At 68.8% G+C, this 26,793-nt stretch carries 27 protein-coding genes; 9 read left to right on the forward strand and 18 right to left on the reverse strand.

Going from position 1 to position 26,793, the window contains the following annotated elements; translation table 11 throughout:
- Nucleotides 1–49 precede the first annotated feature (49 nt).
- Complete coding sequence (locus tag ACGFNK_RS13400; RefSeq protein ID WP_393415356.1) at nucleotides 50–1,207, forward strand: right-handed parallel beta-helix repeat-containing protein; 1,158 nt, start codon at nucleotides 50–52, stop codon at nucleotides 1,205–1,207.
- Nucleotides 1,208–1,313: 106 nt separating this feature from the next.
- Here the strand turns inward: ACGFNK_RS13400 and ACGFNK_RS13405 are convergent, their stop codons facing one another.
- The 4 genes from ACGFNK_RS13405 to ACGFNK_RS13420 all read right to left on the reverse strand — a co-directional run bounded on the left by ACGFNK_RS13405 (nucleotide 1,314) and on the right by ACGFNK_RS13420 (nucleotide 5,445).
- Complete coding sequence (locus tag ACGFNK_RS13405; RefSeq protein WP_393415359.1) at nucleotides 1,314–2,996, reverse strand: rhamnogalacturonan lyase B N-terminal domain-containing protein; 1,683 nt, start codon at nucleotides 2,994–2,996, stop codon at nucleotides 1,314–1,316.
- Nucleotides 2,997–3,026: 30 nt separating this feature from the next.
- Complete coding sequence (locus ACGFNK_RS13410; protein ID WP_393415362.1) at nucleotides 3,027–3,854, reverse strand: pectate lyase; 828 nt, start codon at nucleotides 3,852–3,854, stop codon at nucleotides 3,027–3,029.
- 170 nt (nucleotides 3,855–4,024) lie between these two features.
- Complete coding sequence (locus tag ACGFNK_RS13415) at nucleotides 4,025–4,882, reverse strand: hypothetical protein (protein ID WP_393415366.1); 858 nt, start codon at nucleotides 4,880–4,882, stop codon at nucleotides 4,025–4,027.
- Nucleotides 4,879–5,445: a SigE family RNA polymerase sigma factor gene (locus ACGFNK_RS13420; protein WP_393415369.1), complete on the reverse strand. Its 567-nt coding sequence runs from the start codon at nucleotides 5,443–5,445 to the stop codon at nucleotides 4,879–4,881. The genes ACGFNK_RS13415 and ACGFNK_RS13420 overlap by 4 nt, the downstream gene beginning before the upstream one ends.
- A gap of 287 nt (nucleotides 5,446–5,732) precedes the next feature.
- On the opposite strand from ACGFNK_RS13420, the gene ACGFNK_RS13425 reads away from it, so the two are divergent.
- Nucleotides 5,733–7,181, forward strand: coding sequence for an NCS2 family permease (locus tag ACGFNK_RS13425; RefSeq protein ID WP_393415372.1), 1,449 nt, complete (start codon nucleotides 5,733–5,735; stop codon nucleotides 7,179–7,181).
- A 67-nt stretch (nucleotides 7,182–7,248) separates the two neighbouring features.
- Here the strand turns inward: ACGFNK_RS13425 and ACGFNK_RS13430 are convergent, their stop codons facing one another.
- From ACGFNK_RS13430 to ACGFNK_RS13440, 3 genes are all read right to left on the reverse strand, one after another.
- Nucleotides 7,249–8,703, reverse strand: a complete 1,455-nt coding sequence (locus tag ACGFNK_RS13430; RefSeq protein WP_393415375.1) for a peptidoglycan D,D-transpeptidase FtsI family protein — start codon at nucleotides 8,701–8,703, stop codon at nucleotides 7,249–7,251.
- Nucleotides 8,704–8,794: 91 nt separating this feature from the next.
- Entirely contained in the window at nucleotides 8,795–9,268 is a 474-nt protein-coding gene (locus tag ACGFNK_RS13435) for a GNAT family N-acetyltransferase (RefSeq protein WP_393415378.1), read from the reverse strand.
- Nucleotide 9,269: 1 nt separating this feature from the next.
- A complete protein-coding gene (locus ACGFNK_RS13440; protein ID WP_344386892.1) occupies nucleotides 9,270–10,043 on the reverse strand; it encodes an IclR family transcriptional regulator in 774 nt (257 codons plus the stop codon).
- 149 nt (nucleotides 10,044–10,192) lie between these two features.
- Here ACGFNK_RS13440 and ACGFNK_RS13445 point away from each other — a divergent pair, with 149 nt between their 5' ends.
- The 7 genes from ACGFNK_RS13445 to thpD all read left to right on the forward strand — a co-directional run bounded on the left by ACGFNK_RS13445 (nucleotide 10,193) and on the right by thpD (nucleotide 16,760).
- On the forward strand, nucleotides 10,193–11,722 hold the full coding sequence (locus ACGFNK_RS13445) for an aldehyde dehydrogenase (NADP(+)) (RefSeq protein ID WP_393415382.1): 1,530 nt from the start codon (nucleotides 10,193–10,195) through the stop codon (nucleotides 11,720–11,722).
- A 181-nt stretch (nucleotides 11,723–11,903) separates the two neighbouring features.
- Nucleotides 11,904–12,512 (forward strand): DUF1349 domain-containing protein, encoded by a 609-nt coding sequence (locus tag ACGFNK_RS13450; protein ID WP_393415385.1) that lies wholly within the window; start codon nucleotides 11,904–11,906, stop codon nucleotides 12,510–12,512.
- A gap of 61 nt (nucleotides 12,513–12,573) precedes the next feature.
- On the forward strand, nucleotides 12,574–13,122 hold the full coding sequence (locus ACGFNK_RS13455) for a DinB family protein (RefSeq protein WP_393415388.1): 549 nt from the start codon (nucleotides 12,574–12,576) through the stop codon (nucleotides 13,120–13,122).
- Between the two features lie 326 nt (nucleotides 13,123–13,448).
- The gene (gene ectA, locus ACGFNK_RS13460; protein WP_393415391.1) at nucleotides 13,449–14,030 is read left to right on the forward strand and encodes a diaminobutyrate acetyltransferase; all 582 of its coding nucleotides are present in this window, start codon (nucleotides 13,449–13,451) and stop codon (nucleotides 14,028–14,030) included.
- Between the two features lie 124 nt (nucleotides 14,031–14,154).
- Entirely contained in the window at nucleotides 14,155–15,426 is a 1,272-nt protein-coding gene (gene ectB, locus ACGFNK_RS13465; RefSeq protein ID WP_393415394.1) for a diaminobutyrate--2-oxoglutarate transaminase, read from the forward strand.
- A gap of 39 nt (nucleotides 15,427–15,465) precedes the next feature.
- Complete coding sequence (locus tag ACGFNK_RS13470; RefSeq protein WP_033317823.1) at nucleotides 15,466–15,864, forward strand: ectoine synthase; 399 nt, start codon at nucleotides 15,466–15,468, stop codon at nucleotides 15,862–15,864.
- 5 nt (nucleotides 15,865–15,869) lie between these two features.
- A complete protein-coding gene (gene thpD, locus ACGFNK_RS13475; RefSeq protein ID WP_386345509.1) occupies nucleotides 15,870–16,760 on the forward strand; it encodes an ectoine hydroxylase in 891 nt (296 codons plus the stop codon).
- Nucleotides 16,761–16,838: 78 nt separating this feature from the next.
- Here the strand turns inward: thpD and ACGFNK_RS13480 are convergent, their stop codons facing one another.
- From ACGFNK_RS13480 to ACGFNK_RS13530, 11 genes are all read right to left on the reverse strand, one after another.
- Nucleotides 16,839–17,861 carry a maleylpyruvate isomerase family mycothiol-dependent enzyme gene (locus ACGFNK_RS13480; protein ID WP_393415399.1) on the reverse strand — a complete coding sequence of 341 codons (1,023 nt, stop codon included), beginning with the start codon at nucleotides 17,859–17,861 and terminating at the stop codon, nucleotides 16,839–16,841.
- A 40-nt stretch (nucleotides 17,862–17,901) separates the two neighbouring features.
- On the reverse strand, nucleotides 17,902–18,504 hold the full coding sequence (locus tag ACGFNK_RS13485; RefSeq protein WP_393415402.1) for an RNA polymerase sigma factor: 603 nt from the start codon (nucleotides 18,502–18,504) through the stop codon (nucleotides 17,902–17,904).
- Nucleotides 18,505–18,558: 54 nt separating this feature from the next.
- Entirely contained in the window at nucleotides 18,559–19,611 is a 1,053-nt protein-coding gene (locus tag ACGFNK_RS13490; RefSeq protein ID WP_393415405.1) for an aminotransferase class V-fold PLP-dependent enzyme, read from the reverse strand.
- A gap of 118 nt (nucleotides 19,612–19,729) precedes the next feature.
- Nucleotides 19,730–20,446, reverse strand: coding sequence for a DsbA family oxidoreductase (locus ACGFNK_RS13495; protein WP_393415408.1), 717 nt, complete (start codon nucleotides 20,444–20,446; stop codon nucleotides 19,730–19,732).
- Between the two features lie 75 nt (nucleotides 20,447–20,521).
- Nucleotides 20,522–21,028, reverse strand: a complete 507-nt coding sequence (locus ACGFNK_RS13500; protein WP_393415411.1) for a GNAT family N-acetyltransferase — start codon at nucleotides 21,026–21,028, stop codon at nucleotides 20,522–20,524.
- A gap of 120 nt (nucleotides 21,029–21,148) precedes the next feature.
- A complete protein-coding gene (locus ACGFNK_RS13505) occupies nucleotides 21,149–22,240 on the reverse strand; it encodes an amidohydrolase family protein (RefSeq protein WP_393415414.1) in 1,092 nt (363 codons plus the stop codon).
- A gap of 25 nt (nucleotides 22,241–22,265) precedes the next feature.
- Nucleotides 22,266–23,051: an amino acid ABC transporter ATP-binding protein gene (locus ACGFNK_RS13510; protein WP_393415568.1), complete on the reverse strand. Its 786-nt coding sequence runs from the start codon at nucleotides 23,049–23,051 to the stop codon at nucleotides 22,266–22,268.
- A 23-nt stretch (nucleotides 23,052–23,074) separates the two neighbouring features.
- Nucleotides 23,075–23,917, reverse strand: a complete 843-nt coding sequence (locus tag ACGFNK_RS13515; RefSeq protein WP_393415417.1) for an amino acid ABC transporter permease — start codon at nucleotides 23,915–23,917, stop codon at nucleotides 23,075–23,077.
- Complete coding sequence (locus ACGFNK_RS13520; protein WP_393415420.1) at nucleotides 23,914–24,741, reverse strand: transporter substrate-binding domain-containing protein; 828 nt, start codon at nucleotides 24,739–24,741, stop codon at nucleotides 23,914–23,916. Before ACGFNK_RS13520 ends, ACGFNK_RS13515 begins: the two co-directional genes overlap by 4 nt.
- Nucleotides 24,742–25,081: 340 nt before the next feature.
- Complete coding sequence (locus ACGFNK_RS13525; RefSeq protein WP_393415425.1) at nucleotides 25,082–25,693, reverse strand: glyoxalase; 612 nt, start codon at nucleotides 25,691–25,693, stop codon at nucleotides 25,082–25,084.
- Between the two features lie 115 nt (nucleotides 25,694–25,808).
- Nucleotides 25,809–26,783 (reverse strand): helix-turn-helix transcriptional regulator, encoded by a 975-nt coding sequence (locus tag ACGFNK_RS13530; protein ID WP_393415427.1) that lies wholly within the window; start codon nucleotides 26,781–26,783, stop codon nucleotides 25,809–25,811.
- Nucleotides 26,784–26,793: the final 10 nt, after the last annotated feature.

The raw sequence follows: 26,793 nt of genomic DNA on the forward strand, positions 1-26,793 counted from the left end.
GGCCCCCGGGCCTGCCTCCCGTCCCCGACTCCTAGGAAAGGAACGCGCCGTGCTCCAGAGCACTGGACGCCACCGCAGGACGCGCACCCTCTCCATTGCCGCCGCGGTGTCCGTCACCTCGGGGGCGGGTGGCGTCTACCTCGGACTCTCGAACGACGGAGCCGACGCCGCCGCCGTCCGGACGGTCACCGTGTCCAGCACCGCTCAGCTGGAAGCCGCCGTCAAGGGCGCCACGGCCGGCACCGACATCCAGGTGCGCGACGGCACGTACTACCCGACGAAGAGCCTCAGGTCCTCGGCGAGCGGCACCGGTTCGGCCCGAATCACATTGCGGGCCGCTCCTGGGGCGAAGGTGAAGATCGACGGATCGAAGCTTCCCGACGGCTCCTGGCTGGCCGGGATCTACGGCGACTACTGGACCGTCGAGAACATCACCTGGCAGAACGCGCCGGCCCATGGCTTCGTCGCCACCTCCTCCGTCGGCGGAGTGTTCAGGAACCTCGTCACCGCGAACAACGGCGACTCCGGCTTCACGCTGCGCGGTGACGGCACCACGGACAACCTCGTGCAGAACCTGGATAGTTACGGCAACTACGACCCGTCAGGCCACGGCCGGAACGCCGACGGGATCGCCGTCAAGTTCGGCTCCGGCACCGGCAACAAGATCACCGGTGCCCGCCTCTACAACAACTCGGATGACGGGCTCGACTTCTGGCAGTTCTCCAGCCCCGTCACCGTCGAGCACTCCTGGGCTGTCGGAAACGGCGAGAACCGCTGGAAGGACCCGGCTTTCGACGGCAACGGCAACGGCTTCAAGCTCGGCGGCGGAGGCGCCTCGGTCGCCCACCTCGTGAACAACAACGCGGCCTGGGACAACAGAAAGCACGGCTTCACCGAGAACTCCAACACCGGTGCCATGAGCCTGAACCGCAACACCGCGTACGCCAACGCCGGCTCGGGCTACTACTTCGCCACCGGCAAGGCCCGGCTCGGCAAGAACCTCGCCGTGCGGAACAAGGGCGGTCTGAGCAAGCTCGGTCCGTCCACCGTCTCCGCGGGCAACAACTGGGACAAGGGCATCGCCGCACCCGCCTTCAAGTCCACGAACGCGTCCACCGCGTACGGCGCCCGCAAGGCGAACGGCTCACTGCCCGAGACGACGTTTTTGACGACCGGCTCCACCACCATCGGCTCCACGATGAACTGATCCTCCCGCTCCCCCCACGGGCCCATCCCCCCACGGCCCACGGGAACGCCCCCACCGGCTGCATCCGGCGGGGGCGTTCCCCTTGCTACTGGCCCTCGTGGGGGGCTCAGGCCAGCAGGTCCATGCAGTCGAACGACGTGCCGGGGCTGAGGAAAGCGGACCCGGAGGAGCCGCTGACGATGTTCAGCTTCAGCACGTTGTACTGACCGGTGTCCGACTTCCACGCGCTCGCCGGCACGTTGTAGGTGAACGTGTGGTTGTTGCCCCGGTACGAGCCTGTGGTCAGGGACCGCGTCGAGGGCTGCGACGGCGCCGAAGGGAGCGTCGACACCCAGTCGTTGACCATCACCCGTGGCCGCCCGTTGATGTAGGCGGTCGTCACGCCGACGCGCAGGGTGTGCGCGGCGGCGGCCTGGGCGGCGGTCAGCTTGAAGTACACGAGGATGCCGTCGTTGACGTCCTTCCACATGTACGCCGGGAACGACGCGGCCTCGCCACCGTTGCCGATGACGACGTTGCCGGTCCACTTCGACGCGCGCACGTCGGACGGATGCGCGTACGTCATCAGCTTGGCGTTCTTGAACTCGCCGGGCGTACCGTCCCAGTCGCCGAGCCGCCAGATCGTCTTCGCGGTGCTCGGATCGCCGCTGATGGTGAGGGAGTTGAGAGCGGTGGTGCCGCCCGCCGTCACCTTCACCTCCTGGGTGTGCACGGCCAGTTCGCCCTTGAAGACGGTCAGCGTGTACGTCCCCGGCAGCATGCCCGGGCACGAGAAGGCACCGGTGCCGGAGGCGGCCTTCGCCCAGTACTGCGCGTCCTTGTTGGCGAAGCCCACGGTGTACGCGTAGTCGGCGTTCATGCCCTTGAGCCCGACGCCCGACACCTTGCCGCGGCCGGACTTGCCGACCCAGCCGGAGATGCCGAGGCCGTCCACCCACGAGGTGTCGAGGTTCTTCGCGAACAGCGACGCCGAGGGCGTACCACCGTCCGTGAAGGCCAGCACGTACGGACCCTGCAGACCGAAGCGCATGGCCTCGGTCTGCGACTGGTTGTAGTGCAGGATCTCGTACAGGCCCACTCCGCCGTCGTTCGAGTGGCGCAGCAGCGAGCGGTAGAACGGGCCGCCCGAGGCCTTCTCGTGGTTGGAGCGCACCATCCAGAGCCCCACCGAGCCGGTGGTGTAGCCGACGTGGTCGTAGTCCATGACCCGTGTGCCCGAGTAGTGCTTGGAGCGGGTCTGGCCGTTCGGCTTCTTCCACACGTCACCGGCCTCGATGACCGTGTCGGCCGCCTCCACCCAGGAGTCGGGACCCTCGTTGGGGAAGATCCCGGCCTTGATCCGGGCGATGTAGCGGGTCGCCGTGAACGACGTGTCGGCCTTGTTCGTCCACATGTAGACGTTGTTCTGGCCCTTGCGCGCCGCGTAGTAGTGCCGGAGCGTGCCGTGCGCCACCGAGACCAGGATGGTGTTCCCGGCCTGCTTGATGCCCACGGTGGACGCGCCGAGCCCCGACTCCACATGCGAGTGCTTGCCGCCGTAGCCCTCGTACTCCTTGCCCTTGTGGACCAGCGAGGTCAGATCGCCGGTCGACTTGGAGACCTTGAAGACGAGGGAGGCGCCCGTGTCGATGACATGGTTCTTGCCGTCATCGGAGTGACCGAAGGTCGCGGCCGACGCCGAGGAGAGCAAGCCGGTGCCGGCCGCGACCGCCGCGCCGGAGCCGGCCACGCCCACAGTGGACGCGGCAAGCAGCCGGCGACGGGTGAGGTGCTTTCTGTGCGTGCTCAAGAGTGGTGCTCCTGGTGCGGAGTTACGTACCTACTTGTACGTGATGTCGGATGGCTTGTAGTTGCAGTGGGTGCCGTCGGCGTCCGAGCCCGCCTCCTCCGGCTCGTCGCCGCTGTTGTTGCCCTTGTACTTCTGGCACGGCACGATCTTCTTGCCGCTGTCGCCGGTGATCGTCACCTTGCGCAGGGCCGCGGAGTCGCCGTAGTTGCTGTTGATGCCGGTCAGACGCCCGCCGGGAGCGGTCACATCCAGGCCGTTGAAGATCACGCTGCGCTTGTACTGCGTCGAGCAGTTGCCGCAGGAGCGGTAGAGGGTCTTGAAGTCCTCCGCCACGAAGTTCGACACGACGAGCTTGCCGCCGCCGTTGTGCTGGAGGACCTTGTCCTCGGCGTGCTTCGCGCCGCCGCCCTTGATGGTGAAGACGGCCGATTCGCCGCCGCGGAACGTGGCGGCGTCCTCGCCGACGTCCTCCCACCAGACGTTCTGCAGCGTGCAGGTGCCTTTGCAGTGGACGCCGTCGGCGCCGGGCTTGCCGATGACGACGTTCTTCAGCGTCGCACCGTCCGCGAGCTCGAAGATCGGGTCTCCGCCCTCTTCCTGACCGTCACCGGCCAGGTCTCCGCTGCCGTAGAAGCGCTTCATGCCGCCGTCCCGGACGCCCTCCACCGGGATCGTCCTGGAGACCGCCTCGCTGCCGTTGGGGGTCGGCCATCCGGCCGCGGCATTGGCTGACGACATCATGGTGCCGGCGAAGACGGCGGCTCCGGTCATTCCTAACGCGGACAGGCTGCCGGCGATGGCGTGTGTCCGGTTGAGCTTGCGGCGGTGGCGGGCGCGCTGCTGTGTTTCTGAACTCATGTCCCGTTTCCTTGAGTGGGGGGAGAGACCTTGCGTCTCCCTGGTTGCCACCCGGAGGGAGCGGGTTGCCGCCCCTCGGAACTTTTTTGCAGCCGCCGCTCGTTATGAGCTTTCCGAACCGCGGGTCATGAGTCGCCGCCGGTCACAAGCTCGTCGGTCATGAGCCTCGGTCAGGAGTCTTCGTCGTCGGAGTCCTGGCCCGCGAAGTCGCCCTGCACGCCCACCTGTTCGCCGTCGGCCGTCGCGGTCGCCGCGTAACGGTCGTCGCCGGCGTCACGGCCGCCGCGGTCGTGGTCGTACTGCCCGGCGAACACGAACTCACCGGCCGGGACCGTACGGCCCTCCTTGAGCTCCCAGGTGTAGACGACGAAGCCGTCCCGCTCGCCGACCGTCTGCTCGAAGTCGCCCTCGGGCAGCGAGCGCCAGGCACCCGTCGAAGTGACCCCGCCGGTCTGCTTGACGCGCAACTCGACGGTCAGTGAGGTGAGTTGCTTGTCCGCCTTCACGGTCACATTGCTCTGCGCCCAGAAGTCGTTGCTGTGCGGATCGACCGAGCCGTCCGACCACAGCGGGCCCTCCTCGGTGGCGGCGTCCGCGGGCGGAGTGACGGCCGGGGGCGGCTCGGGCGGCTTGACCGGCGGCGACTCGGCCGCCGTCGGCTTCTCGGGGCGCGGGGAACTCGTCGGGTCCGGCGGGATCTCGCCGCGGCGGGACTCCTCCGGCGACGGTTCGGGAGTCGGCGTGACCGCGACGGTCTGCTGGGACTTGTCGTCGTCCTTCAGCGCGGACGCCGCCGCATAGCCGCCCACCGCGAGGACGCCCGCGACCGCGGCCGTGGCACCGACCACCCGCGCCCAGCCGAGCAGCGGGGGCCGCTGCGCGGGGCGCCGGGAGATCTCGGAGTCGGCCATGCCGCGCTCGATGCGGGCCAGGATGCGGGCACGGTCGGGCTCATGAGCGCCGGCCGCCTCATGCAGCCGGGCGCGCACGTTGTCGTCCGTGGCACGTGCGTCGCGCTGCCCCGTCACGGGTTCCTCCCTCCGGCCCCACCGGTGCGCAGCACCGCCGCGTGCACGCGGCTCGGGCCGTCCGCACTGCCCAGCAACCGCTGCAACTCGGCCATTCCCTTCGACGTCTGGCTCTTCACCGTACCGACCGAGATGCCCAGGGCGAGCGCGGTGTCCTTCTCCGAGAGGTCGAAAGCATGCCGAAGCACCACACATGCCCGCTTGCGGAACGGCAGACTGCGCAGCGCCCCCTGGACATCGACCACGGCCGGCACATCCGGGTTCTCGCTGTTCTCGTCGCGCTGCGACCAGAACAGCGTGATGCGTCTGCGCTCACGCACCGCGCTGCGGATCCGGCTGCGCGCCAGATTGGCAACCACTCCGCGCGCGTACGCCACCGGATGGTCCGCCGCCCGCACCCGGTCCCAGCGGTGCCACATGGCAAGCAGTGCGTCCGCCGCCAGATCGTCGGCGGCGTCCGACTCACCGGTCAACAGGTGGGCCAGCCGCGCCAGTTCGGCATAGTGCCGCTCGAAGAAGTCGTGGAACTCCACGGAGGCTGCGTCGTCGACGACCGTGCCCACGGGCGACCTCTCCCCTGCTGAATCCGGACAGTGCGGTTGACCTGCGTGCGCCGTGCCTGCGTAGTGCGTATACGGACCCCGTGTGTCACCCGTGAAGGAATGGTGCGCCTGTGGGTGAGATTCGAGAGAGTAGCAGGCGCCCGTACGGGACTTCGAAGGTCGTGCGGTAGTCCGAACTCGGCTCCGTACGTGATTCCGTAACACGGAGAAAACCCGAAAGCGGAGCACGGCGGGAACAATCCAGCCAGCATCCGCACAACCAGCACGCAGGAACGAGGAGCATCCGCATGTCCGGAGCACAGAAGGTGGCCGACCGGCCGAGTGCCGCACCACCCCCGGCGAACAGCGTCGACCGGTTCTTCAAGATCTCCGCCAGGGGATCCACCTTCGCCCGGGAGATCCGCGGCGGTTTCGCCACGTTTTTCACGATGGCGTACATCCTTGTGCTGAACCCCATCATCCTGGGCAGCGCCGAGGACAAGTTCGGGCAGCGGCTCGACAGCGTCCAACTGGTCACCGCCACCGCCCTGGTGGCCGCCGTGATGACCGTCATCATGGGCATCGGCGGCAATCTGCCGCTCGCGCTCGCCGCCGGGCTCGGCCTCAATGCCGTGGTCGCCTTCCAGATAGCCCCGCTCATGAGCTGGGCCGACGCGATGGGTCTGATCGTCCTCGAGGGCCTGCTGATCTGTGTGCTGGTGGTGACGGGCCTGCGCGAGGCCGTCATGCACGCGATACCTCAGCCTCTGAAGCAGGCGATCAGCGTCGGCATCGGCCTGTTCATCGCGTTCATCGGCTTCGTCGACGCCGGGTTCGTCAGCCGCATCCCGGACGCGGCGAACACCACGGTGCCCGTGCAACTGGGCGCCACCGGCGCGCTGACCGGCTGGCCCATGCTCGTCTTCTGCCTCGGGGTGCTGCTGACCATCGGGCTGCTCGCCCGCAAGGTCAAGGGCGCCATCCTGATCAGCATCGTCGCCATGACGCTCCTCGCGATCGTCATCAACTCGGCGGCCGACATCAAGACTTGGGGACTGACCACGCCCGACTGGCCGGACAAGGTGGTCGACACCCCCGACTTCGGGCTGATCGGCGACTTCAGCCTGTTCGGCGCCTTCGGCGAGGCCGGCGCGATCACCGTAGTCCTGCTGGTCTTCACCCTCATCCTCTCGGACTTCTTCGACACCATGGGCACGGTCGTCGGCATCAGCGCCGAGGCGGGGCTGCTGGACGAAGAGGGCAAGGTGCCGCGCCTGGGTCGCGTGCTGCTGATCGACGGCGCCGCCGCGGTCGCGGGCGGCGCGTCCTCCGCCTCCTCCTCGACCTCGTACATCGAGTCGGCGGCGGGCGTCGGCGAAGGCGCCCGCACGGGCTTCGCCAACCTGGTCACCGGCGGACTGTTCGCCCTGGCCCTCTTCATGACCCCGCTGCTGACCATCGTCCCGCTCCAGGCCGCGGCCCCCGCCCTGGTCGCGGTCGGCTTCCTGATGATGACTCAGGTCAAGCACATCGACTGGGACAAGTACGAGATAGCCATCCCCGCGTTCCTGACGATCGCCGTGATGCCGTTCACGTACTCGATCACCAACGGCATCGGGGCGGGCTTCGTCGCATACGTCCTCATCAAGTCGGTACTCGGCAAGGCCCGCGAGGTCCACTGGCTGCTGTGGGGCGCGTCGGCACTGTTCCTGGTGTACTTCGCGATCGACCCGATCGAGCAGTTGTTGGGCGTATGAGGCCCCTGGGGCTGTGACGTGCGAAGGCCCCGGCGCACGCCGGGGCCTTCGGTTGGTTCTGGGGGGCCTAGTCCTGAAGTGCCGCCTCCATCATGGCCTTCGCGACCGGCGCGGCCAGCCCGTTGCCGCTGACTTCCGACCGGGCCGCGTTCGACTGCTCGATGATCACAGCGACAGCGACCTCCTTGCCTGTGGAGTCGTCCTTCGCGTACGACGTGAACCAGGCATACGGCGTCTGGCTGTTGTTCTCGCCGTGCTGGGCCGTACCCGTCTTGCCGCCCACGGTCGCGCCGTCGATCTGCGCGTTCGTACCCGTGCCCTCGTCGACGACCGTCTGCATCGCCGACTGCAACTGCTCGGCCGTGGACGGGCTGACGATCTCCTTGGTGTCCGTGTTGTCGTCGTAGTTCTCCAGCACGTTCCCGCCCGCGTCGCTGATCTGCGACACCATGTGCGGCGAGACCAGCTCACCGCCGTTGGCGATGGCCGCCGACACCATGGCCATCTGCAACGGCGTCGCCGTGACGTCGAACTGTCCGATGCCCGACAGCGCGGTCTGCGCCTTGTCCATGCCGGACGGATAGACGCTCTCGTACGCCCGCACCGGGACGTCCTGCTCCGCGTCGTCGAAGCCGAACTTGTCCGCCATCTCCTTGACCTTGTCCTGGCCCAGGTCGACGGCCATCTTCCCGAAGACGTTGTTGCACGAGTACTGCAGAGCCACCCGGATCGTGGCGTCCTCACACGGCGCCGACGGGTTCTCGTTGTCCAGGACGCGGGTCGTGCCCGGCAGCGGGTACGGATTCGGACTGTCCGTCTTCTCGTCCACCGACGAGTACAGCCCGTCCTCCAGCGCGGCAGCCGCCACGACCAGCTTGAACGTCGAGCCCGGCGGCAGCGGCTGGCGCAGCGCCCGGTTCGTCATCGGCTTGTCGGGATCCTTCGTCAGCTTCTCCCAGGCGGCGGAGTCGTCGGAGCCGCTGATCTCGGACGGGTCGTACGAAGGGGTCGACACGACACCGAGGATCTTGCCGTTCGTCGGGTCGATGGCGACGGCAGCGCCCTTCGTGTCACCCAGCGCCTCATACGCGGCCCGCTGCACATCCGGGTCGATCGTCGTGACCACGTCGCCCGGGTCGGCACGCTTGCCGGTGACCGTGTCCACCGGGTTCTTCAGCCGGTTGTCCGTGCCGTCGAGCAGGTCCTGGTAGATGCCCTCCAGCTGCGTCGCCCCGTACACCTGCGAGCTGTAGCCCGTGACCGCCGAATACAGCGCGCCGTCCTTGTACGTCCGCTGGTACTTGAGGTCGCCGCCGTCCGTCTCCTTGGACCCGGTGATCGCCTCGCCGGCCACGATGATACTCCCGAGCGGGTACGCGTACTGCTCGATCACGTTCCGCCGGTTTTCCTTGTTCTCCGCGAGCGCCGTGCCGTCGTAGAACTGCACCCAGGTCGCCCTGACCAGCAGGGCGAGCACGAGCAGCAGCGTGAAGACGGAGGCCCGCCTGATCGTCGTGTTCATCGCGCTCTGGAAGACGAGCGGAAGGCGGGGGCGAGTTCCCGCCGGACCGGCTTTCTCATCCGGGCTTCATGAAGCCGCCCGTCCACGGACCTCAGCCGTCCAGGGTCAGGACCACCTCGTCGATCTCCGCCCCGCGTGCGTTCGCGTACCCCCTGGCGTGCGCGGTCACGTGGAAACCGCACTTCTCCAGGACACGGCGCGAACCCGCGTTGTCCGCGGCGGCGCGGGCGTACAGCGGGCGTTCGGGGACCTCGGCGAGCAGGGCCCGCAGGGCGCGCGTGGCGATGCCGCGGCCCCAGTACGCGCGGTCTATCCAGTACGTCACTTCGCGCTCGCCCGGCTCGCCGTACACCGCCGCGCTGCCCACGACGTCACCGTCGGCGAGGACCGTGCGATTGACCACGTCGGACGAGGCGCGGATCCGCTTCCAGTGGGCGTCGAAGGCATCCCAGTCGGCCGGATCCTTGGCCGTGAACGCGGCCATCCGGGCGGCCTCGGGATCGTTCATCTGCCGGAAGAACACCGGCAGATCGCTGTCGTGGACCTCGCGGAGCACGATCTCCATGTCAGAGCCTCCTGGTGGCGAGCGTCAGCCGGTCACGGGCGTCGAACAGGGCGTCCTTCACCATCTGCTCGTGCGCGGGTGTCAGCCGCGCCACCGGTACGGAGCAGCTGATGGCGTCGCGCGCCGGCGTACGGTACGGAATCGCGACGCCGAAGCAGCGCAGCCCCAGCGTGTTCTCCTCGCGGTCCACGGCGAAGCCCTGCTCCCGCACCTGGTGCAGCTCCTCGATCAGCTTCTCCCGGTCGGTGATCGTGTGCTCGGTCAGCGCGGGGAGGGTCTCCGGCAGCAGCTTGCGTACCTGCTCGTCGGTGTGCGTGGCCAGCAGCGCCTTGCCGAGCGAGGTGGAGTGGGCGGGCAGCCGGCGGCCCACGCGCGTGAAGGGGCGGAGGTAGTGCTGGGACTGGCGGGTGGCGAGATACACCACATTCGTGCCGTCGAGCCGCGCCAGGTGGATCGTCTCCGTAGTGTCGTCGGAGAGCCGGTCGAGGGTCGGTCTGGCCACGGCCACCACCTCGTCGCCGTCGATGTACGACGTACCGACGAGGAGGGCGCGCACCCCGATGCCGTACCGCGTGCCCGTCGCGTCCGTCTCGACCCAGCCGAGCTCGACGAGCGTACGGAGCAACATATACAAACTGGACTTGGGGTAACCTACGGCCTCCTGCACGGAGGCCAAGGAATGCATTCCTGGTCGGCCGGCGAAGAACTCGAGCAGTTCCACGGTCCGCACCGCGGACTTGACCTGCGCCCCGCCGCCTGTCTCGCCAGCCGACATCGCCCTTGACCCCTTCGTTCGACGGGAAATAGTCTCCGAAACATATTCACCATCAGAGACAGTGTTCAGCATATCGAACGCCCTGGTGAGTGACACAAGAACTGCGGCATCACATAAGAACTGCGGCATCACATCTGGAGGGACCCGCGGTGGCAGCAGCACCAGTCTGGAGTGTCGACCCCCGAACCGGGAAGCAGCGTGAACAGGTTGCGGTGGAGGCAACAGCCCAGGAGGTGGACACGGCTGTCCGCGCGGCCCACGCCGCCCGGGGAGCCCTGGCCGACCGCACGGTCCGCTCGGCTTTCCTGCGCACCGCTGCGGACCTGCTCGAAGGCGCCAAGGACCACCTCGTGGAGGCCGCCGACGCGGAGACCGCGCTCGGCCCGGTCCGGCTCACCGGTGAACTCGCCCGTACCTGCTACCAGTTGCGGGCCTTCGCGGACATCGTCGACGAGGGCGCGTTCCTCGACGTCGTGATCAACCACCCCGACGACACCGCGACGCCGCCGATCCCGGACCTGCGCCGCTACAAGGTGCCGCTCGGTGTCGTCGCCGTCTACTCGGCCTCGAACTTCCCCTTCGCCTTCTCGGTCGCGGGCGGTGACACCGCGAGTGCGCTCGCCGCGGGCTGCCCGGTCGTCGTCAAGGCGCACCCCGACCACCCGGGGCTGTCCGAGCTGGTCGCGGCGACGCTGCGGCGGGCCGCGGACCAGCACGACATCCCCAAGGGGGTCGTCGGGCTCGTGCACGGTTTCGAGGCGGGCGTCGAGCTGGTCAAGCATCCGCTGGTGTCGGCGGCCGGTTTCACCGGTTCCGTACGGGGCGGCCGTGCCCTCTTCGACGCGGCTGCCGCCCGGCCCGTGCCGATCCCGTTCCACGGCGAGCTGGGCTCGCTGAACCCCGTCGTGATCACCGAGGCCGCCGCCGCCGAGCGCGCCGAGGCGATCGGTACGGGGCTCGGGGGTTCCATGACGCTGGGTGTCGGCCAGTTCTGTGTGAAGCCGGGGCTCGTTCTCGCGCCGGCGGGTGCGGCAGGGGACCGGCTGGTGAAGTCCCTCACCGACGCGGTCAGCGACACCGACGCCGGGGTGCTGCTGGACCACCGGATGCGAGACAACTTCGTCGCGGGCGTTGCCGAGCGGGCCGAACTCCCGGACGTGGACGCTCCGGTGACGCCGGGCGCGGGGAGTGAGCACACGGTGAGCCCCGGGTTCCTGACCGTGCCGGCGAGCAAGCTTGTCGCCGAGGGTGAGCATGATCTGCTCCTGGAGGAGTGCTTCGGGCCTATCACCGTTGTCGCTCGGTACGAGGACGACTCGGAGGCAGGCGCCGTCCTCTCCCGGCTGCCCGGCAACCTCACCGCGACCGTGCACCTCTCCAGCGAGGAGGCGGCGGGCGAGGGCCGCGGCGCCGAGATCCTCGCCGAGCTGACGCCGCTCGCGGGCCGCGTGCTCGTCAACGGCTGGCCCACCGGTGTTGCTGTGGCTCCGGCCCAGCATCACGGGGGCCCGTACCCGGCGACCACGTCGACGTCCACGTCTGTGGGCGGTACGGCGATTGAGCGGTGGCTGCGGCCGGTGGCGTACCAGAACGCGCCGGAGGCGCTTCTGCCCGCCGAGTTGCGCGACGACAACCCGCTGGGGCTGCCGCGGCGCTTCAACGGCCGCCTCGAGCGGTAGCGCTCCGCTGGGGGCGGGGGCTGCGGGTAGCGCCGTAGGGCGTGCCGGTTCGTCGCGGACTGCGGGTTGTTCGTGGCTGGTCGCGCCCCGCGGCGGAGCCGCAAATGTCACAGCCCCGCGCCCCTATCGGGGCCTGCGGCCCCTCAAGCGGGCGCGGTTGTGAACCTGGGAGACTCTGCGCATGGACCTCGAAATACCCGAACTTCCTTTCCCCCTCCGCTCCTACGGCCCTGATGGGCACTGGTCGTACGAGGACGGGGTGCTCACCGGATGGGCGGGGGCTCGGCAGGATCGGTTCGTGCCGCCCACTGGTGAGGCTCTGGACCCCGCGGCCGACGCGCCTCGGCTGCTGGGGGCGCCGGAGGGGGACTTTCAGCTGATCGCTCGTGTCACCGTGGGCTTTGCGGGAGCCTTTGACGCGGGGGTGCTGTACGTGCATGTGGCCGAGCGGGAGTGGGCCAAGCTCTGTCTGGAGAACTCGCCGGATGTGCCGACCGTGTGCACGGTGGTCACCCGTGGCCACTCCGACGACGCCAACTCCTGGTCCGTGGAGGGAAGTTCGGTCTGGCTGCGGATCAGCCGCACGGGCCGTGCCTTCGCCTTCCACGCCTCCAAGGACGGCAAGCGGTGGACCTTCGTGCGCCTGTTCACCCTGGCTGACGAGAAGGCCTCCGGAGCGGCCCTCGTCGGCTTTATGACGCAGTCGCCGCTGGGGGAGGGGTGCGTGGTCACGTACGACGGCATCGAGTTCCGCCCTGACTGGCCGGCGGACCTGCGGGACGGTAGCTGATTCCTGACGGCGGGATTTCGCCTCTCCCGCATCGTCGGGCCCCCGTGCCATGCTGCCCAGCATGGCCACCGACGCACACCAGACCCAGACCCTGCCCGACGGCCGCCCCCTCCCGCTCCTGACCGGGCCGGAGCGGCCCATGCTGGAGAGCTGGCTCGCCTTTCACCGCGCCACGCTGGAGCTGAAGTGCCGGGGGCTGGACGACAGCCAGCTGCGGCTGGCCTCCGCCGAGCCCTCGGAGCTGACCCTGCTCGGGCTGGTCCAGCATCTCGCCGAGGTCGAACGGAACTGGTTCCAGCGGGTGTTCGCCGGGCTCGATGTGCCGACCGTGTACGGGGGCAAGGTCGGGGACGTGTCCGGCGGCACCACCCTCGTACCGGAGCGTGGGCTCGACGAGGCGCTGGCGAACTGGCGCCGGGAGATCGCCCGGGGGCAGGAGCTGTGTGCGGGACGGTCGCTGGACGACACCGGACGGATCACCGACGGTCCCATGGCCGGGATTGAGGTCAGCCTGCGCTGGATCCTCATCCACATGATCGAGGAGTACGCCCGGCACAACGGTCACGCGGACATTGTGAGGGAGCGTATCGACGGGGTCACCGGCGCGTAATTGAAGAATTCATTCCGCCTTTGATTTCGCCGCCTCCCGGTGCTTGTTCGAGTGCAGCTTCCCGTATTCTTCTGCCCGCTTTTCCCGGCCCTAAACACTAAGATTCCGTGAACGTCAGGCTCGTAATTCGGACAGGTCTCGTGGTCGTTACGTATATGTGACGCAACACACAGGGTGTCTGCTTCCTCCCGTATTTCCCGGACAAACAGGGTGTTCTTGCCGCCCCAACGTGCGGCGTCCGCGCCCGCGCGATAACATATCAATGGCGCTCATGTAACCCCATCCGGCGATGCAATTTCAACTTTCTCTCGGTAAATTCAATCCGCATGACCGCCGCACAAGCAGACCTGCAAGCGGAATTCTTGGAAATGCCGGAGGGCCTGCGGATCGACCGTCCGGAGGTGGCGGACGGCGCCGCCCTCTGGCGCATTGCCAAGGACTCCAGAACCCTCGACGTGAACTCCTCGTACAGCTACCTCCTGTGGTGCCGTGACTTCGCCGGCACCTCGGTGGTGGCGCGCGACAAGGAGGCGATGCCGGTCGGTTTCATCACCGGGTACGCCCGGCCCGACCAGCCGGGCACCCTGCTCGTCTGGCAGGTGGCCGTCGACGCCGCGTACCGCGGACGCGGCCTCGCCGCCGCCCTGCTGGACGGACTCACGGCACGAGTAGCCCACGATCGCGGCCTCGAAACCGTCGAGACCACGATCACCCCCGGCAACACGGCCTCCGAGCGCCTGTTCACCTCGTACGCCGCACGCCACGGAGCGAGCGTCGAGCGTGAAGTGCTGTTCGATACAGCGCACTTCCCGGACGGCCCGCACGACCCCGAGGTGCTGTACCGCATAGGACCGCTGACCTTCCGGCCGGCTGACGGAGCGTCCAGATCGGGCCACCAGGCCGACTGAGCGGCCAAGCAGCCGGCTGGGCGAACCGACCGACCACGGCCGATCCGACCAGCAGATCCAGCCGACCGGGCCCGACCACCCGGTCCCAACCCCCAAGACTTCATCTCCCAGGAGGAGATTCGCTGTGACCATCACCCAGCCCGACCTGAGCGTCTTCCAAACCCTGGAGTCGGAGGTGCGCAGCTACTGCCGCGGCTGGCCCACGATCTTCGACCGCGCGCAGGGCAGCCGCATGTACGACGAGGACGGCCACGAGTACCTCGACTTCTTCGCCGGTGCCGGGTCACTCAACTACGGCCACAACAACGCCGTACTCAAACGCGCTCTCATCGACTACCTGGAGCGCGACGGCGTCACCCACGGTCTCGACATGTCGACGACCGCCAAGCGCGCCTTCCTCGAGTCGTTCCAGAACATCGTGCTGCGCCCGCGCGACCTGCCGTACAAGGTCATGTTCCCGGGCCCGACGGGCACCAACGCCGTCGAGTCGGCGCTGAAACTGGCGCGAAAAGTGAAGGGCCGGGAAGCGATCGTGTCGTTCACGAACGCCTTCCACGGGATGTCCCTCGGCTCGCTCGCCGTGACCGGCAACGCCTTCAAGCGCGCCGGAGCGGGCATCCCGCTCGTGCACGGCACGCCGATGCCGTTCGACAACTACTTCGACGGCCAAGTCCCGGACTTCCTGTGGTTCGAGCGGCTCCTCGAGGACCAGGGCTCCGGACTGAACCAGCCCGCCGCGGTGATCGTCGAGACCGTGCAGGGCGAGGGCGGCATCAACGTCGCGCGTCCCGAGTGGCTGCGTGCCCTGGCCGAGCTGTGCGAGCGTCAGGACATGCTGCTCATCGTCGACGACATCCAGATGGGCTGCGGCCGTACCGGCGCGTTCTTCTCCTTCGAGGAGGCGGGCATCACGCCGGACATCGTCACCGTCTCGAAGTCCATCAGCGGATACGGACTGCCCATGGCGCTGACCCTGTTCAAGCCCGAGCTGGACATCTGGGAGCCGGGCGAGCACAACGGCACGTTCCGCGGCAACAACCCGGCGTTCGTCACCGCCGCCGCGGCGCTGGAGACGTACTGGTCCGACGGGCCCGCCATGGAGAAGCAGACCAGGGCCCGCGGCGAGCAGATCGAGCAGGCACTGATCTCCGTCTGCGAGGAGAACCCCGACGACATCAAGGAGTACCGGGGCCGCGGCCTGGTCTGGGGCATCGAGTTCCACGACAAGGAGCGCGCGGGCCGCATCGCCCAGCGTGCCTTCGAACTCGGCCTGCTCATCGAGACGTCGGGCCCGGAGAGCGAGGTCGTCAAGCTGCTCCCGGCGCTCACCATCACGCCCGACGAGCTGGACGAGGGACTGCGCACCCTCGCCCGCGCCGTACGAGAGACGGCGTAACCGCAACCGCCCGCAGCCTGAAGGAGGCACTGCACCACCGTGATTGTCCGCTCGTTCAAGGACCTCGAAGGCACCGACCGGCACGTCAAGTCCGCGTCGGGCACCTGGGAGAGCAAACGCATCGTCCTCGCCAAGGAGAAGGTCGGCTTCTCCCTGCACGAGACGATCCTGTACGCCGGCACGGAGACGTCGATGTGGTACGCCAACCACATCGAGGCCGTCGTCTGCGTGGAGGGCGAGGCCGAGCTCACCAACGACGAGACCGGGGAGAAGTTCACCATCACCCCCGGCACCATGTACCTCCTCGACGGCCACGAGAAGCACACGATGAAGATCAAGGAGGACTTCCGCTGCCTCTGCGTCTTCAATCCGCCGGTGACCGGGCGGGAGGACCATGACGAGAACGGTGTCTACCCCCTGCTGACCGAGGAGGTCTGAGAATCATGACCATGACGCTCACCGATCTGTATCCGAGCCGCGGCGCCGCCGAGGTGTCCGTACCCCGCCAGGACCCGGTCGTGTGGAGCGCGCCGGGTGACCCGGGCCCGATCGAGGTGGCCGACCTCCAGTCGTTCGAGCGCGACGGCTTCCTCTCCATCGACCAGCTCATCGACGACGATGAAGTCGCCGTCTACCACTCCGAGCTGGAGCGGCTGGTGAGCGACCCGGCAATCCGGGCCGACGAACGCTCGATCGTGGAGCCGAAGTCGCAGGAGATCCGGTCGGTCTTCGAGGTCCACAAGATCAGCGAGATCTTCGCGCGGCTCGTGCGCGATGAGCGTGTCGTCGGGCGGGCCCGGCAGATCCTCGGCTCGGACGTGTACGTCCACCAGTCGCGGATCAACGTCAAGCCCGGCTTCGGGGCGAGCGGCTTCTACTGGCACTCGGACTTCGAGACCTGGCACGCCGAGGACGGCCTGCCGAACATGCGTACCGTGTCCGTCTCGATCGCGCTGACCGAGAACTACGACACCAACGGCGGCCTCATGATCATGCCGGGGTCCCACAAGACGTTCCTCGGCTGTTCGGGGGCCACGCCCAAGGACAACTACAAGAAGTCGCTGCAGATGCAGGACGCGGGCACGCCCTCCGACGAGGCGCTCACCAAGTTCGCGGAGGCCCACGGCATCAAGCTCTTCACCGGGCGGGCCGGCTCGGCGACCTGGTTCGACTGCAACTGCATGCACGGCTCCGGGGACAACATCACCCCGTTCCCGCGGTCGAACGTCTTCATCGTGTTCAACAGCGTGGAGAACACGGCGGTGGAGCCGTTCGCGGCACCGGTGCGCCGGCCCGAGTTCATCGGGGCGCGGGACTTCACGCCTGTCAAGTGACGTACTGGCAAGTGACGTACGGATGAAGTGACGTACGGATGATGGGCGGCACCCTCGTTGGGTGCCGCCCTCCTCCGTTTACAGCCAGGACAGCGCCGCCGCCCGCTCCAGTACGTTCCGTACGGCGCCCTCGTCGCCCGTCGCGCCTCTCGGGACCTCCTCGGGCGTGTACCGTCCGCCGACGAGCAGGCAGAAGTCGACGGGTTCCAGGACGAGTTCGGCCCGCACCGGCTCGTCCTCGGAGCCGAGCACCCACTGGGTGTCCTCGCGTCCGGTCACCGCGAAGAGCACCGGGGGAGCGGTGGTTCCCAGCGCCAAGTCGAGGATGCGGACGGCGAGCCGGACCAGCTGCCAGAGGTGCTCCTCGGGCGGCGGCGGTACGGCGAGGCCCAGGGCACGGCCGATGTCGTCCGTGTGGATCCACGCCTCGAAGCCCCGCACCAGGAAATGATCGGCGACGGGCAGCCGGATCCCCATCAACGTCGTGGCGTGCGCGGCGCGTTCGGGATCGTGGGCCTCGGGCGTGGCCAGCAGCGCGCCGGCCTGTGCGGACCAGTCGGCGACGGTCTCCTCGGGCGTGCGCGCGAGTTCGTGGGCGATCACCTCGGCGGTGCGCGTGTTCCAGGCCTCCTCCCAGCGTGTCCCCTCCGGGACCGTCGACGCGGGCACGCGCGCGTCGAGACCAAGGCGCAGGGCCAGCGGCTCGTCGGCGGCGAGGAGATGCGCGACCGTCGCGTGCGCGTCCCAGTCGTGCACGACCGGCGTGCTCCAGCGGCCGTCCAACTCCCGCACCAGCGCCTGGAGTCCGGCGACGGCGGCGGCGTACGGGGCGGCGTGCGCGGCGACCCGCGGCACGGCGGGCCGGGCGCGCAGCGCGAGGGCGAGTACGCCTCCCGACTCTCCCGAACCGTTGCCGTTGCTCATGGCCGTTCCCCGCGGCCCGTCCAGCAGCCGTACCGTCTCCCTCAGCCGCTCCGCCTCGGCCGCGCAGCTCTCGCATTCGGCGAGATGCCGCGGTACCGCCTTCTCCTCCTCCGGCCGCAACGCGCCGAAGGCCCAGGCCCCCAGCAGCTCACGTACACCGTCGTGATCAGTGGTCACCGCGCACCTCCCTTCTCTGCTTCCCGGCCGCATCCATCCATCATGCGCCCCTTTCCCAGGCCGGATCCGGTGGGTCAGCCATGGACTCGGCCAGCTTGCGTAAGGCGGAGCGCAGCCGGGTCTTGGCGGTGCCTTCCGGAATGCCGAGTTCGACAGCGGCCTGGCGGTAGGTGCGGCCCGCGAAATACGCGAGATGCACCACCTCCCGCTGGGACTGCGGGAGTTCGGCGAGCGCGGAGTGCAGCAGGAGCGAGCGCTCGCGGTCGACGACCGTCTCGTCCGGGCCGGGTCCCGTGTCGGGGATCGCCTGCAGCGCCGAGTCGTCGGCAGCGGCGGCCTTGCGGTGCCGGGCCTCGCTGCGCACCCAGTCCACGGCTCGCCGGTGCGCCAGCACGGACAGCCAGGTACGCAGCGAGCCACGGCGAGCGTCGAACCCGTACGGCCTGCTCCACAGCTGGGCGAAGACCTCCTGCGCCACATCCTCGGCGGCGGCCGGGCTGCGCGTCACCCGGACCGCCACCCCCCGGACGAGCCCGCTGTACGCGGCGTACGCCTCGGTCAGCGCGGACTCGTCGCCGTACACCAGCCGCCGCTGCAACTCCGCGTCGGCGGCCGGTTCGACGGACGTCCCCGTGGTCTCCAACGGTCCACCCCCTGGTGCCCTTCCTAGCGTCCCCGCCGGGCCCGCGCCAGTGGTTCAGGAAGACAGGACGTCCAGCAGGCGGTCGACGTCGGCGGGCGTGTTGTAGAGGTGGAAGGAGGCACGCAGGTTGCCCGCGCGGTTGGAGACCTGGATCCCGGCCTTGCCCAGCTCGGGCTGGAGGTGGCCGAGGCCGGGCACGGACACGATCGCCGAGCCCGGCGCCGGCAGGGCTTCGTGGCCGAGACCGGTGAGCCCCGCCCGGAAGCGGTCGGCGAGGGCGAGGTCGTGGGCGTGCACGGCGTCGACGCCGAGTTCCTCGATGAGTTCGAGGGAGCGGCGCAGCCCGGCGTAGCTGAAGAGAGCTGGGGGCAGATCGAACCGGCGGGCGGAGTGGGCGAGTTCGGCCACGGGCCCGTAGCAGCTGTCCCACGGGTTCTCCCCGGCGACCCAGCCGGCCAGGATGGGCGTGAGCCCGCCGAAGTCCTCCGGCACGACGAGGAAGCCCGCTCCGTGCGGACCGAGCAGCCACTTGTAGCAGACGGAGGCGGTGTAGTCGTACGCCTGGGCGTCCATCGGCAGCCAGCCGGCCGCCTGGGAGTAGTCGACGTACGTACGGGCACCGTGCTCCCTGGCCGCCTCGCGCAGCGCGGGCAGGTCGGCGATCCGGCCGTCGGCGGACTGCGCGGCGCTGACCGCGACGAGTGCCGTGCCGGGCCGGACGGACTCGGCGATCCGCTCCAGGGGCACGGCCCGGACCTTGAGGTCCGGGCGGACATGGAAGGGGTTCACGACGGAGGCGAAGTCGTCCTCGGCGGTGAGGACTTCGGCGCCCGCCGACAGCGAGGCGGCGACAAGCCCGGTGTAGGCGCTGACCGAGGACCCGGCCGCCACCCGGCCGACCGGCACTCCGGCCAGCCGGGCGAAGGAGGCCCGGGCGGCCTCCACATCGGCGAACAGCGGGTCCAGGGCACTGCCGTCGGCCCGGAGCGCCGCTGCCTCCTGTAGGGCGGCGACGGTGCGGGCCGGGAGCAGCCCGCTGCTTGCGGTGTTCAGAAAGGTGTTCTTCGGGGCGAACTCGGTACGGACGAGGCTCTCGAAGGTCTCCATGAGACCACTGTGAGCCCTCGCCATCTCCTGGTCCATTGCGATTTTTTACGTGATCCCGCTAAGGAACGCTTATACGTCGGCCCCGACCTGCGCGGTTTCTCAGCGCTGCCGCGGTCTCTCAGCGCTGCGGCACCGCGCATCCGTCGGGACCGCAGGCGTCCGCGTCGCCGTCCTGGATCAGTTTCAGCGGCGAGCGGTTGCCCCACGCCTGCTCCAGCGCCTGCCCGAAGGCCTCGACGGGCTGGGCGCCCGAGACGCCGTACTTGCGGTCGAGGACGAAGAAGGGCACGCCGTTCGCGCCGAGCTCGGCGGCCTCGCGTTCGTCGGCCCGGACCTCGTCGGCGTACGCGTCCGTGTCGGCGAGCACCTTGCGGGCGGCGTCCGCGTCGAGACCGGCCTCGACGGCCAGGTCCACCAGATACGCGTCGGCGTCCACGTAGAGGGACCGCTCCTCGACGAAGTTCGCCCGGTACAGGATCTGCAGCAGCTCGGCCTGCCGGCCCTGCTCCTTGGCGAAGTGCAGCAGCCGGTGCATGTCGAAGGTGCTGCCGTGATCGCGGCCCTCGGCGCGGTACCCCAGCCCCTCGGCGGCGGCCAGCCCACGCAGATTCTCCTCACCCGCCCGGACCTGCGCCTCGCTCATCCCGTACTTCTTGGTCAGCATGGCTACGACGGACTCCGTCTCGGCCTTGCCCCGCCCCGGATCGAGCTCGAAGGACCTGTGGACCACTTCGACCTCATCCCGGTGCGGAAAGGCGCCGAGCGCCTTCTCGAAGCGGGCCTTGCCCACATAGCACCAGGGGCAGGCGATGTCGCTCCAGATCTCGACGCGCATGTCTTCGTCTCTCCAGGTCGTACGGGTACGCGAAGGCTCCCTCCGCTCGGTGCGTGAACGTTCAAACGGCTGGGTTCATTCCCCGTGCACGTCGTAGGTCAGCGACAGGTGGTGGTCGTCTCCGCCGGGCGGCTGCTCCGGATCGGGGACCCAGCCCCGGCGGGCGTAGAAAGCCTGCGCGCGTTGGTTGTCGACGTGCACCTCGAGAGTCGCGGTCCGCTTGCCGTCGGCCAGCCACTGTTCGACACAGGCCGCGTGCAGCTCGGCGCCGATACCGGAGCGCCAATGCCCCGGGTCGACATGGAACTGGAACAGCTTGACCGAGTCGGCCGGGGCGCCTTCGGCGGGCCGGAAGGAGGCGATGCCCACGAGACGCGTGGCCCGCACCGCGCACAGCACACGGGTGTCGGGGCGCTCGATGGCACCGCGCCAGACGGCGGGCCAGTCGGTGGCGTCGTCCGGCAGGCCGTCGGGGTAGTACGTGGCGCGGGCGCGCCCGTGCAGCTCGGCCACGTCCGCGGCTTCGGCGGGCAGGGCGGTCCTGATCACCAGGGCCTCGACGGTTCGATGAGTTCTGATCATGCCGCGGACGACGCGTCCGCCTCCGCCACGGTTCCCGTCTGGCGGCGGAGCCCACGAACGGGACGGCAGGGCAGGGGCGGCGGGGCTGAATCACCCTCAACCGGGGCGCTGCCACCTGCCCTAGCCCACCACCTTCCCGTTCAGCATCACCCTCCGCGGAGCGGCCAGCACCCGTACGTCCTCCCGCGGATCCCCGTCGTACACCACGAGGTCCGCTGGCGCCCCCTCCTCCAGGCCAGGCCGCCCCAGCCACGCACGCGCACCCCACGTCGTGGCCGACAGCGCCTCGACCGGAGGAATCCCGGCGGTCACCAGCTCCGCCACTTCCCCCGCCACCAGCCCGTGCGCGAGCGAACCGCCCGCGTCGGTGCCGACGTACACCGGGATCCCGGCGTCGTACGCCGAGCGCACGGTGTCGTACCGCCCCTCGTGGAGCCGTCGCATATGGGCGGACCAGCGCGGGAACTTGGACTCGGCGCCGTCCGCGAGGCGCGGGAACGTGGCGATGTTGACGAGGGTGGGGACGATGGCGACGCCGTGTGAGGCGAAGAGGGGGATGAGGTCGTCGGTCAGGCCCGTGGCATGCTCGATGCAGTCGATGCCCGCCTCGACCAGGTCGCGCAGGGAGTCTTCGGCGAAGCAGTGTGCGGTGACGCGCGCGCCGAGGCGGTGAGCCTCAGCGATGGCCGCCTCGACCGCGTCTCGCGGCCAGCAGGCGCTCAGGTCTCCCGTCCCGCGGTCGATCCAGTCGCCCACCAGCTTGACCCAGCCGTCACCGCGCCGGGCCTCCTGGGCTACGTATGCGACGAGGTCGTCGGGTTCGATCTCCCACGCGAAGTTGCGGATGTAGCGGCGGGTGCGGGCGATGTGGCGGCCGGCTCGGATGATCTTCGGGAGGTCGTCGCGGTCGTCGATCCACCGGGTGTCGGAGGGCGAGCCGGCGTCCCGGATGAGGAGGGTGCCGGCGTCGCGGTCGGTCAGGGCCTGCTTCTCGGAGACGTCGTCGGGGACCGGGCCGTGGGTGTCGAGGCCGACGTGGCAGTGCGCGTCGACGAGGCCGGGCAGCGCCCAGCCCTCGACGGTACGGACATCACGGACGCCGACTGGACGCTCGTACGAGATTCTGCCGTCGATCACCCAGAGTTCGTCCCGGGCGTCGTCGGGGCCGACGAGCACCCGCCCCTTCACGTGCAGCACCGCGCGATCGCTCATGTCGTGCACTTTAGTGAGTCGGGTGTTACTCCCCCTTGCCCACCCGGTCCGAGATCTCCTCCTGCACGTCCGCCATCGCCGGGTCGAGGAGCCGGGACAGGAAATGGCGGGTGCGCTCATGGGCCGGATTGTCGATGACCTGCTCGGGGGTGCCGTCCTCGACGATCACGCCGTCGTCCATGAAGACGACCCGGTCGGCGACCTCGCGCGCGAAGGTCATCTCGTGCGTGACGACCATCATCGTCATGCCCTCGTTCGCGAGCATGCGCATCACGGCGAGCACGTCGCCGACGAGCTCGGGGTCGAGGGCGGAGGTGGGCTCGTCGAAGAGCATCACCTCGGGGCCCATGGCGAGCGCGCGGGCGATCGCCACGCGCTGCTGCTGGCCGCCGGAGAGCGAGGAGGGGTACGCGTCCGCCTTCTCGGAGAGGCCGACGCGCCGCAGGTTCTCGGCTGCCACCTTCGCCGCCTCCGCCTTGTCCCGGCCGAGTACACGGCGCTGCGGCAGGGCGAGGTTCTCGGTCACCGACAGATGCGGGAAGAGGTTGAACTGCTGGAACACCATGCCGATCCGGCGGCGTACGGCGTCGATGTCCACGTCGGGGTGGGTGACTTCGGTGCCGCCGACGAAGACCTGACCCTTGGTGGGCTCCTCCAGGAGGTTCACGCAGCGCAGCAGCGTGGACTTGCCGGAGCCGGACGGGCCGATGACGCACACGACCTCGCCGGAGTTGATCTCCAGGTCGATGCCTCGCAGCACCTCGTTGTCGCCGAACGACTTGTGTAGTTTGCGGACTTGGATCTCCGGCATACCGCTCGTATTGCTTGTGCTGCTCACTTGGTGGCCTCCCCGGCCTTCGCCTCAAGACGGCGTACGACAAAACCGAGCGGCACCGTGATCAGCAGATAGCACAGGCCCGCGACCAGGATCGGCGTGGAGTTGGCGTTCGTGCTCGCCAAATCCCTGCCGAACTTGGCGAGTTCGCGCTCCTCCAGCGTGACCCCGAGGAACAGCACCAGCGAGGAGTCCTTGAACAGGAGTACCAACTCGTTGGTGAGCGGCGGGATCACGATCCGGAACGCCTGCGGGATGATGATCGAGACCATGGCCCGGGCGTGCGAGAAGCCCAGCGAACGGGCCGCTTCCATCTGTCCCTTGGGCACGGCCTGGATGCCGGCGCGGATCGTCTCCGCCATGTAGGCGGCCGCCACCAGGCCCAGCGCCAGGGCAACCTTCCCGTACGTCCCGCCCGGGATCTCCGTGCCCGGGAAGGCCAGTGGTACGCCGACGCCCACGAAGATGAAGATCAGCAGGGCGGGGAGGCCGCGGAAGATCTCGATGTAGACGCCGGCGAACCATCGGTACGGGCCCACGGACGAGAGCCGCATCAGGGCGATGACCATGCCGACCACGAGGCCGAAGACGAAGCCGGACACCGTGTAGAGCACGGTGTTGCGCAGGGCGAGCGTGATGATGTCCGGGAACAGCTCTTTGGCCAGATCGGCTTGGGCGAACTGGTTCCGAAGCCGCTCCCAGTCGGCGGTGACGCCTATCGCGACCAGACCGGCTATGAACACCACGTACTGGACACCGCGCGACACGGCCCGCCTTTGACGCCTGGTCAGACCGGACTTGCGGGTTTGTGGCTGGAGTCGGGTGTCTGCCTCGGTGCTCATGAAGCCGAGGTCTCGGTCTCGTCGTACGGGCCGATCCACTGCTCGTACAGGTTCTTGTACGTGCCGTCGGCCTTCGCGTCCTTGAGCGCCTTGTTGATGGCCTCGACGAGCTCGGTGTTGCCCTTCTTCACCGAGAAGCCGTACTGCTCACCGGTGTTGAGGTTGTCGACGACCTCGAAGGCGTTGGCGTTCGCCTTGTCCTTGAGCCAGCCCTGGACGACCGGGTAGTCGATGATGACGGCCTGGACCTGGCCGGTGCGCAGGCCGTTGAGGACGGCGTCGGAGCTCTCGAAGGAGACCGGGTCGAGGCCCTTGCCCTTCGCGTACTCCTCGCCCGTCGTCTGCGCCTGGGCGCCGAGCTTCTTGCCCTTGAGAGCGTCGAAGGAGCCGATGCCGCTCTTCTTGTCGACGAGGACGGCCTGGGTGGCGTCGAAGTACGGGTCGGAGAAGTCGACGTTCTTCTTGCGCTCGTCGGTGATCGTCATGCCGGCCGCGGCGAGGTCGCACTCCCCGGAGTTGAGGAACGCGCCGGTCTTGAAGTTCTCGAACGGCGTGTCCAGGATGTCCTGCTTCACACCCAGGTCCTTGGCGACCAGGTCGATGAGGGCCACGTCGAAGCCCTGCACCTTGCCGTCGATCTCCGACTGGAAGGGCGGATACGGAAGGTGCGTGCAGGTCGTGAGCTGCCCCGCCTTCACGATCGAGACCCCCTTGACGGTCTCACCACCCCCGTCGCCCGAGGAACAGCCGGCCACGAGCACCAGCCCTGCCGTCGCGGTGGTGGCGGCCAGAATGCGGGCCCGGCGTCCGAGGACGGTGTTCACGGGGGTGACCTCCTGAAGGGGGCTGCGAGGGATTTTTACCTTCCGATTATAAGGAAAGCTTTGAGGCCCCCAAACCATTCCCATGGCAGGCGGGTGCTCCGACCTGAGAAGTTTCGGCCTCAGGAGCTCTGCCGATGGGCTCTCGTTGGGTGCTCAAGATGCAGCAGGTTGCGAGTACACGCCGGACCTGCGGCGTCAGTCGCCCATGCCGAACCGGGGTTCCTCGGTTCGGGTGAGGATACACTCGAACTCCCGTACTGGATCGGCTACGTGAGCACCTGTCAGGGCGGTGCCTCCAGGCCCTTCATGGGCTCCGGGAGCTCGACATGGGTTCGGAACTTCATGCCGCGGGCTCCCACATGAACCCGTCCGGGTCGGTGAAGGTCCCGGCGTCGCCGCCGATCGTGAGCCGGTGGGACCCGCTGCCCTCCGGCGGGACTCCGGCGACCTTGGCCAGGCCGCGACGTCCGTACAGCGACAGCTTGATGGGACTCGATGAACCGTCGAACTCGACGTACTTGCTGCCGAAGCTCTTCGCGACCGTGAGGCCGCGGTCGACGTAGAACCGCTTGGTCGCGGCCATGTCCGAGACGCCCAGCAGAAGAACGATCTCATCGATTTGCCGGCTGTCCGGACCGGTGTCCTTCTTCGACGAGCTTGCGAGCTGCCAGATTGTCCCGTCTGGGGCCTGTACGACGCCGCCGTAGCCCCACAACGACTTCTTGGCGGGCTTCAGCTCGGTGGCGCCGGCGGCCAGAGCGGCGCCGAAGAGGCCGTTGACGATCGACGGCTGGGAGACCACGAGCGACACCGTGAACCCGCGGAAGCCGGACGTCGGCGCCTCCGAGGCCCGCAGGCGTACTTGTTTGCCCAAGCCGAAGGCATCGGTGTAGAAGCGCTCGGCGGCCGTGGGGTCGGCCACCTCGAGGGTGAGGCAATCGATGGCGGTCATGGCGTTCACGCTAGCTGCGGCTCGGTGACCGGCGCTTCTTGAATCCTGATCGGTGTTGCCACCGGCCGGGAGCCGCTACTGCTCGCAGAAACCGGTCGTTGGGGCCGCGCCAGTCTCAGGATGAGTCTCCGTAGCGGGTGGCAATCGCGGCGGCGCGGTTGCGCAGGGAGGTGCGTAACGTCTGCGGGGCCAGGGCTTCCGCGTCCGTGGCGAGCTGCCACAGCGCCCATTCGGCGTGTCGTGAATCTTGGAAGGTCACCTCCAGCCGCAGCCAGCCGTCTGCGTCGGGTTCTTCTGCGCGGACGGCCAGCGCGGTGTCCAGCAGGTCCTCCCGCCGCGCCGGGTTCACCCGTACCCGCACGGTGATGTGGTTGCCGCCGGAGAGAAACTGCGCGGAGCGTTCCCGCCAGATCCGGTCCAGATCGACCCGGTTTGGCCGCTGTGCCGTTTCCGGGAGCTCCTCGGCGGCCAACACACGCGACAGCCGGTAGGTGCGGTCCGCGCCGGATCTCGTGGCCAGCAAGTAGCCCCGGTCGCGCACGGTGACCAGGCCGATCGGGTCCACCGTGCGCCACTGTGGTGTCTGGTCTGTGGCCGCGTAGTGGATGCGGAGCTTGTGTCCGGCGAGCACCGCGCGCCGGACCGCGATCATTGTGGTGTCGGGTACCTCCTCAGTGAGGAGCCGACGTGAGAGCAGGTCGGTCTCCGGGTCGACGAGAAATCGCTGGACCGCGTCGCTCGCGGTGGCCCGGTGGCTTTCGGGCAGCGCGTCGACCACCTTCCGCATGGCCGAAGCGAGCGCCGAGCCGAGGCCGAACACCTGCTCCCCGCGCCCCGATCCGGCGGTCAGCAAGGCAAGGGCCTCGTCGTGGTTCAGACCGGTGAGCTCGGTCCGGAAACCGGGCGCCAACGCGAAACCGCCGTGCCGGCCGCGTTCGGCGTAGACCGGGACGCCGGCTGCGGACAGCGCCTCGATGTCGCGCAGCACGGTGCGGGTGGATACCTCCAGCTCGCGGGCCAGCGTGTCCGCAGTCAGCCGACCGCGCTGACGCAGCAGCAGCACCAGCGAGACCAACCGGTCGGCGCGCATACGAGAACTT

The organism is Streptomyces sp. NPDC048825, from assembly GCF_043198355.1.
In the GTDB taxonomy this organism is placed as follows: Bacteria; Actinomycetota; Actinomycetes; order Streptomycetales; family Streptomycetaceae; genus Streptomyces; species Streptomyces xiangluensis.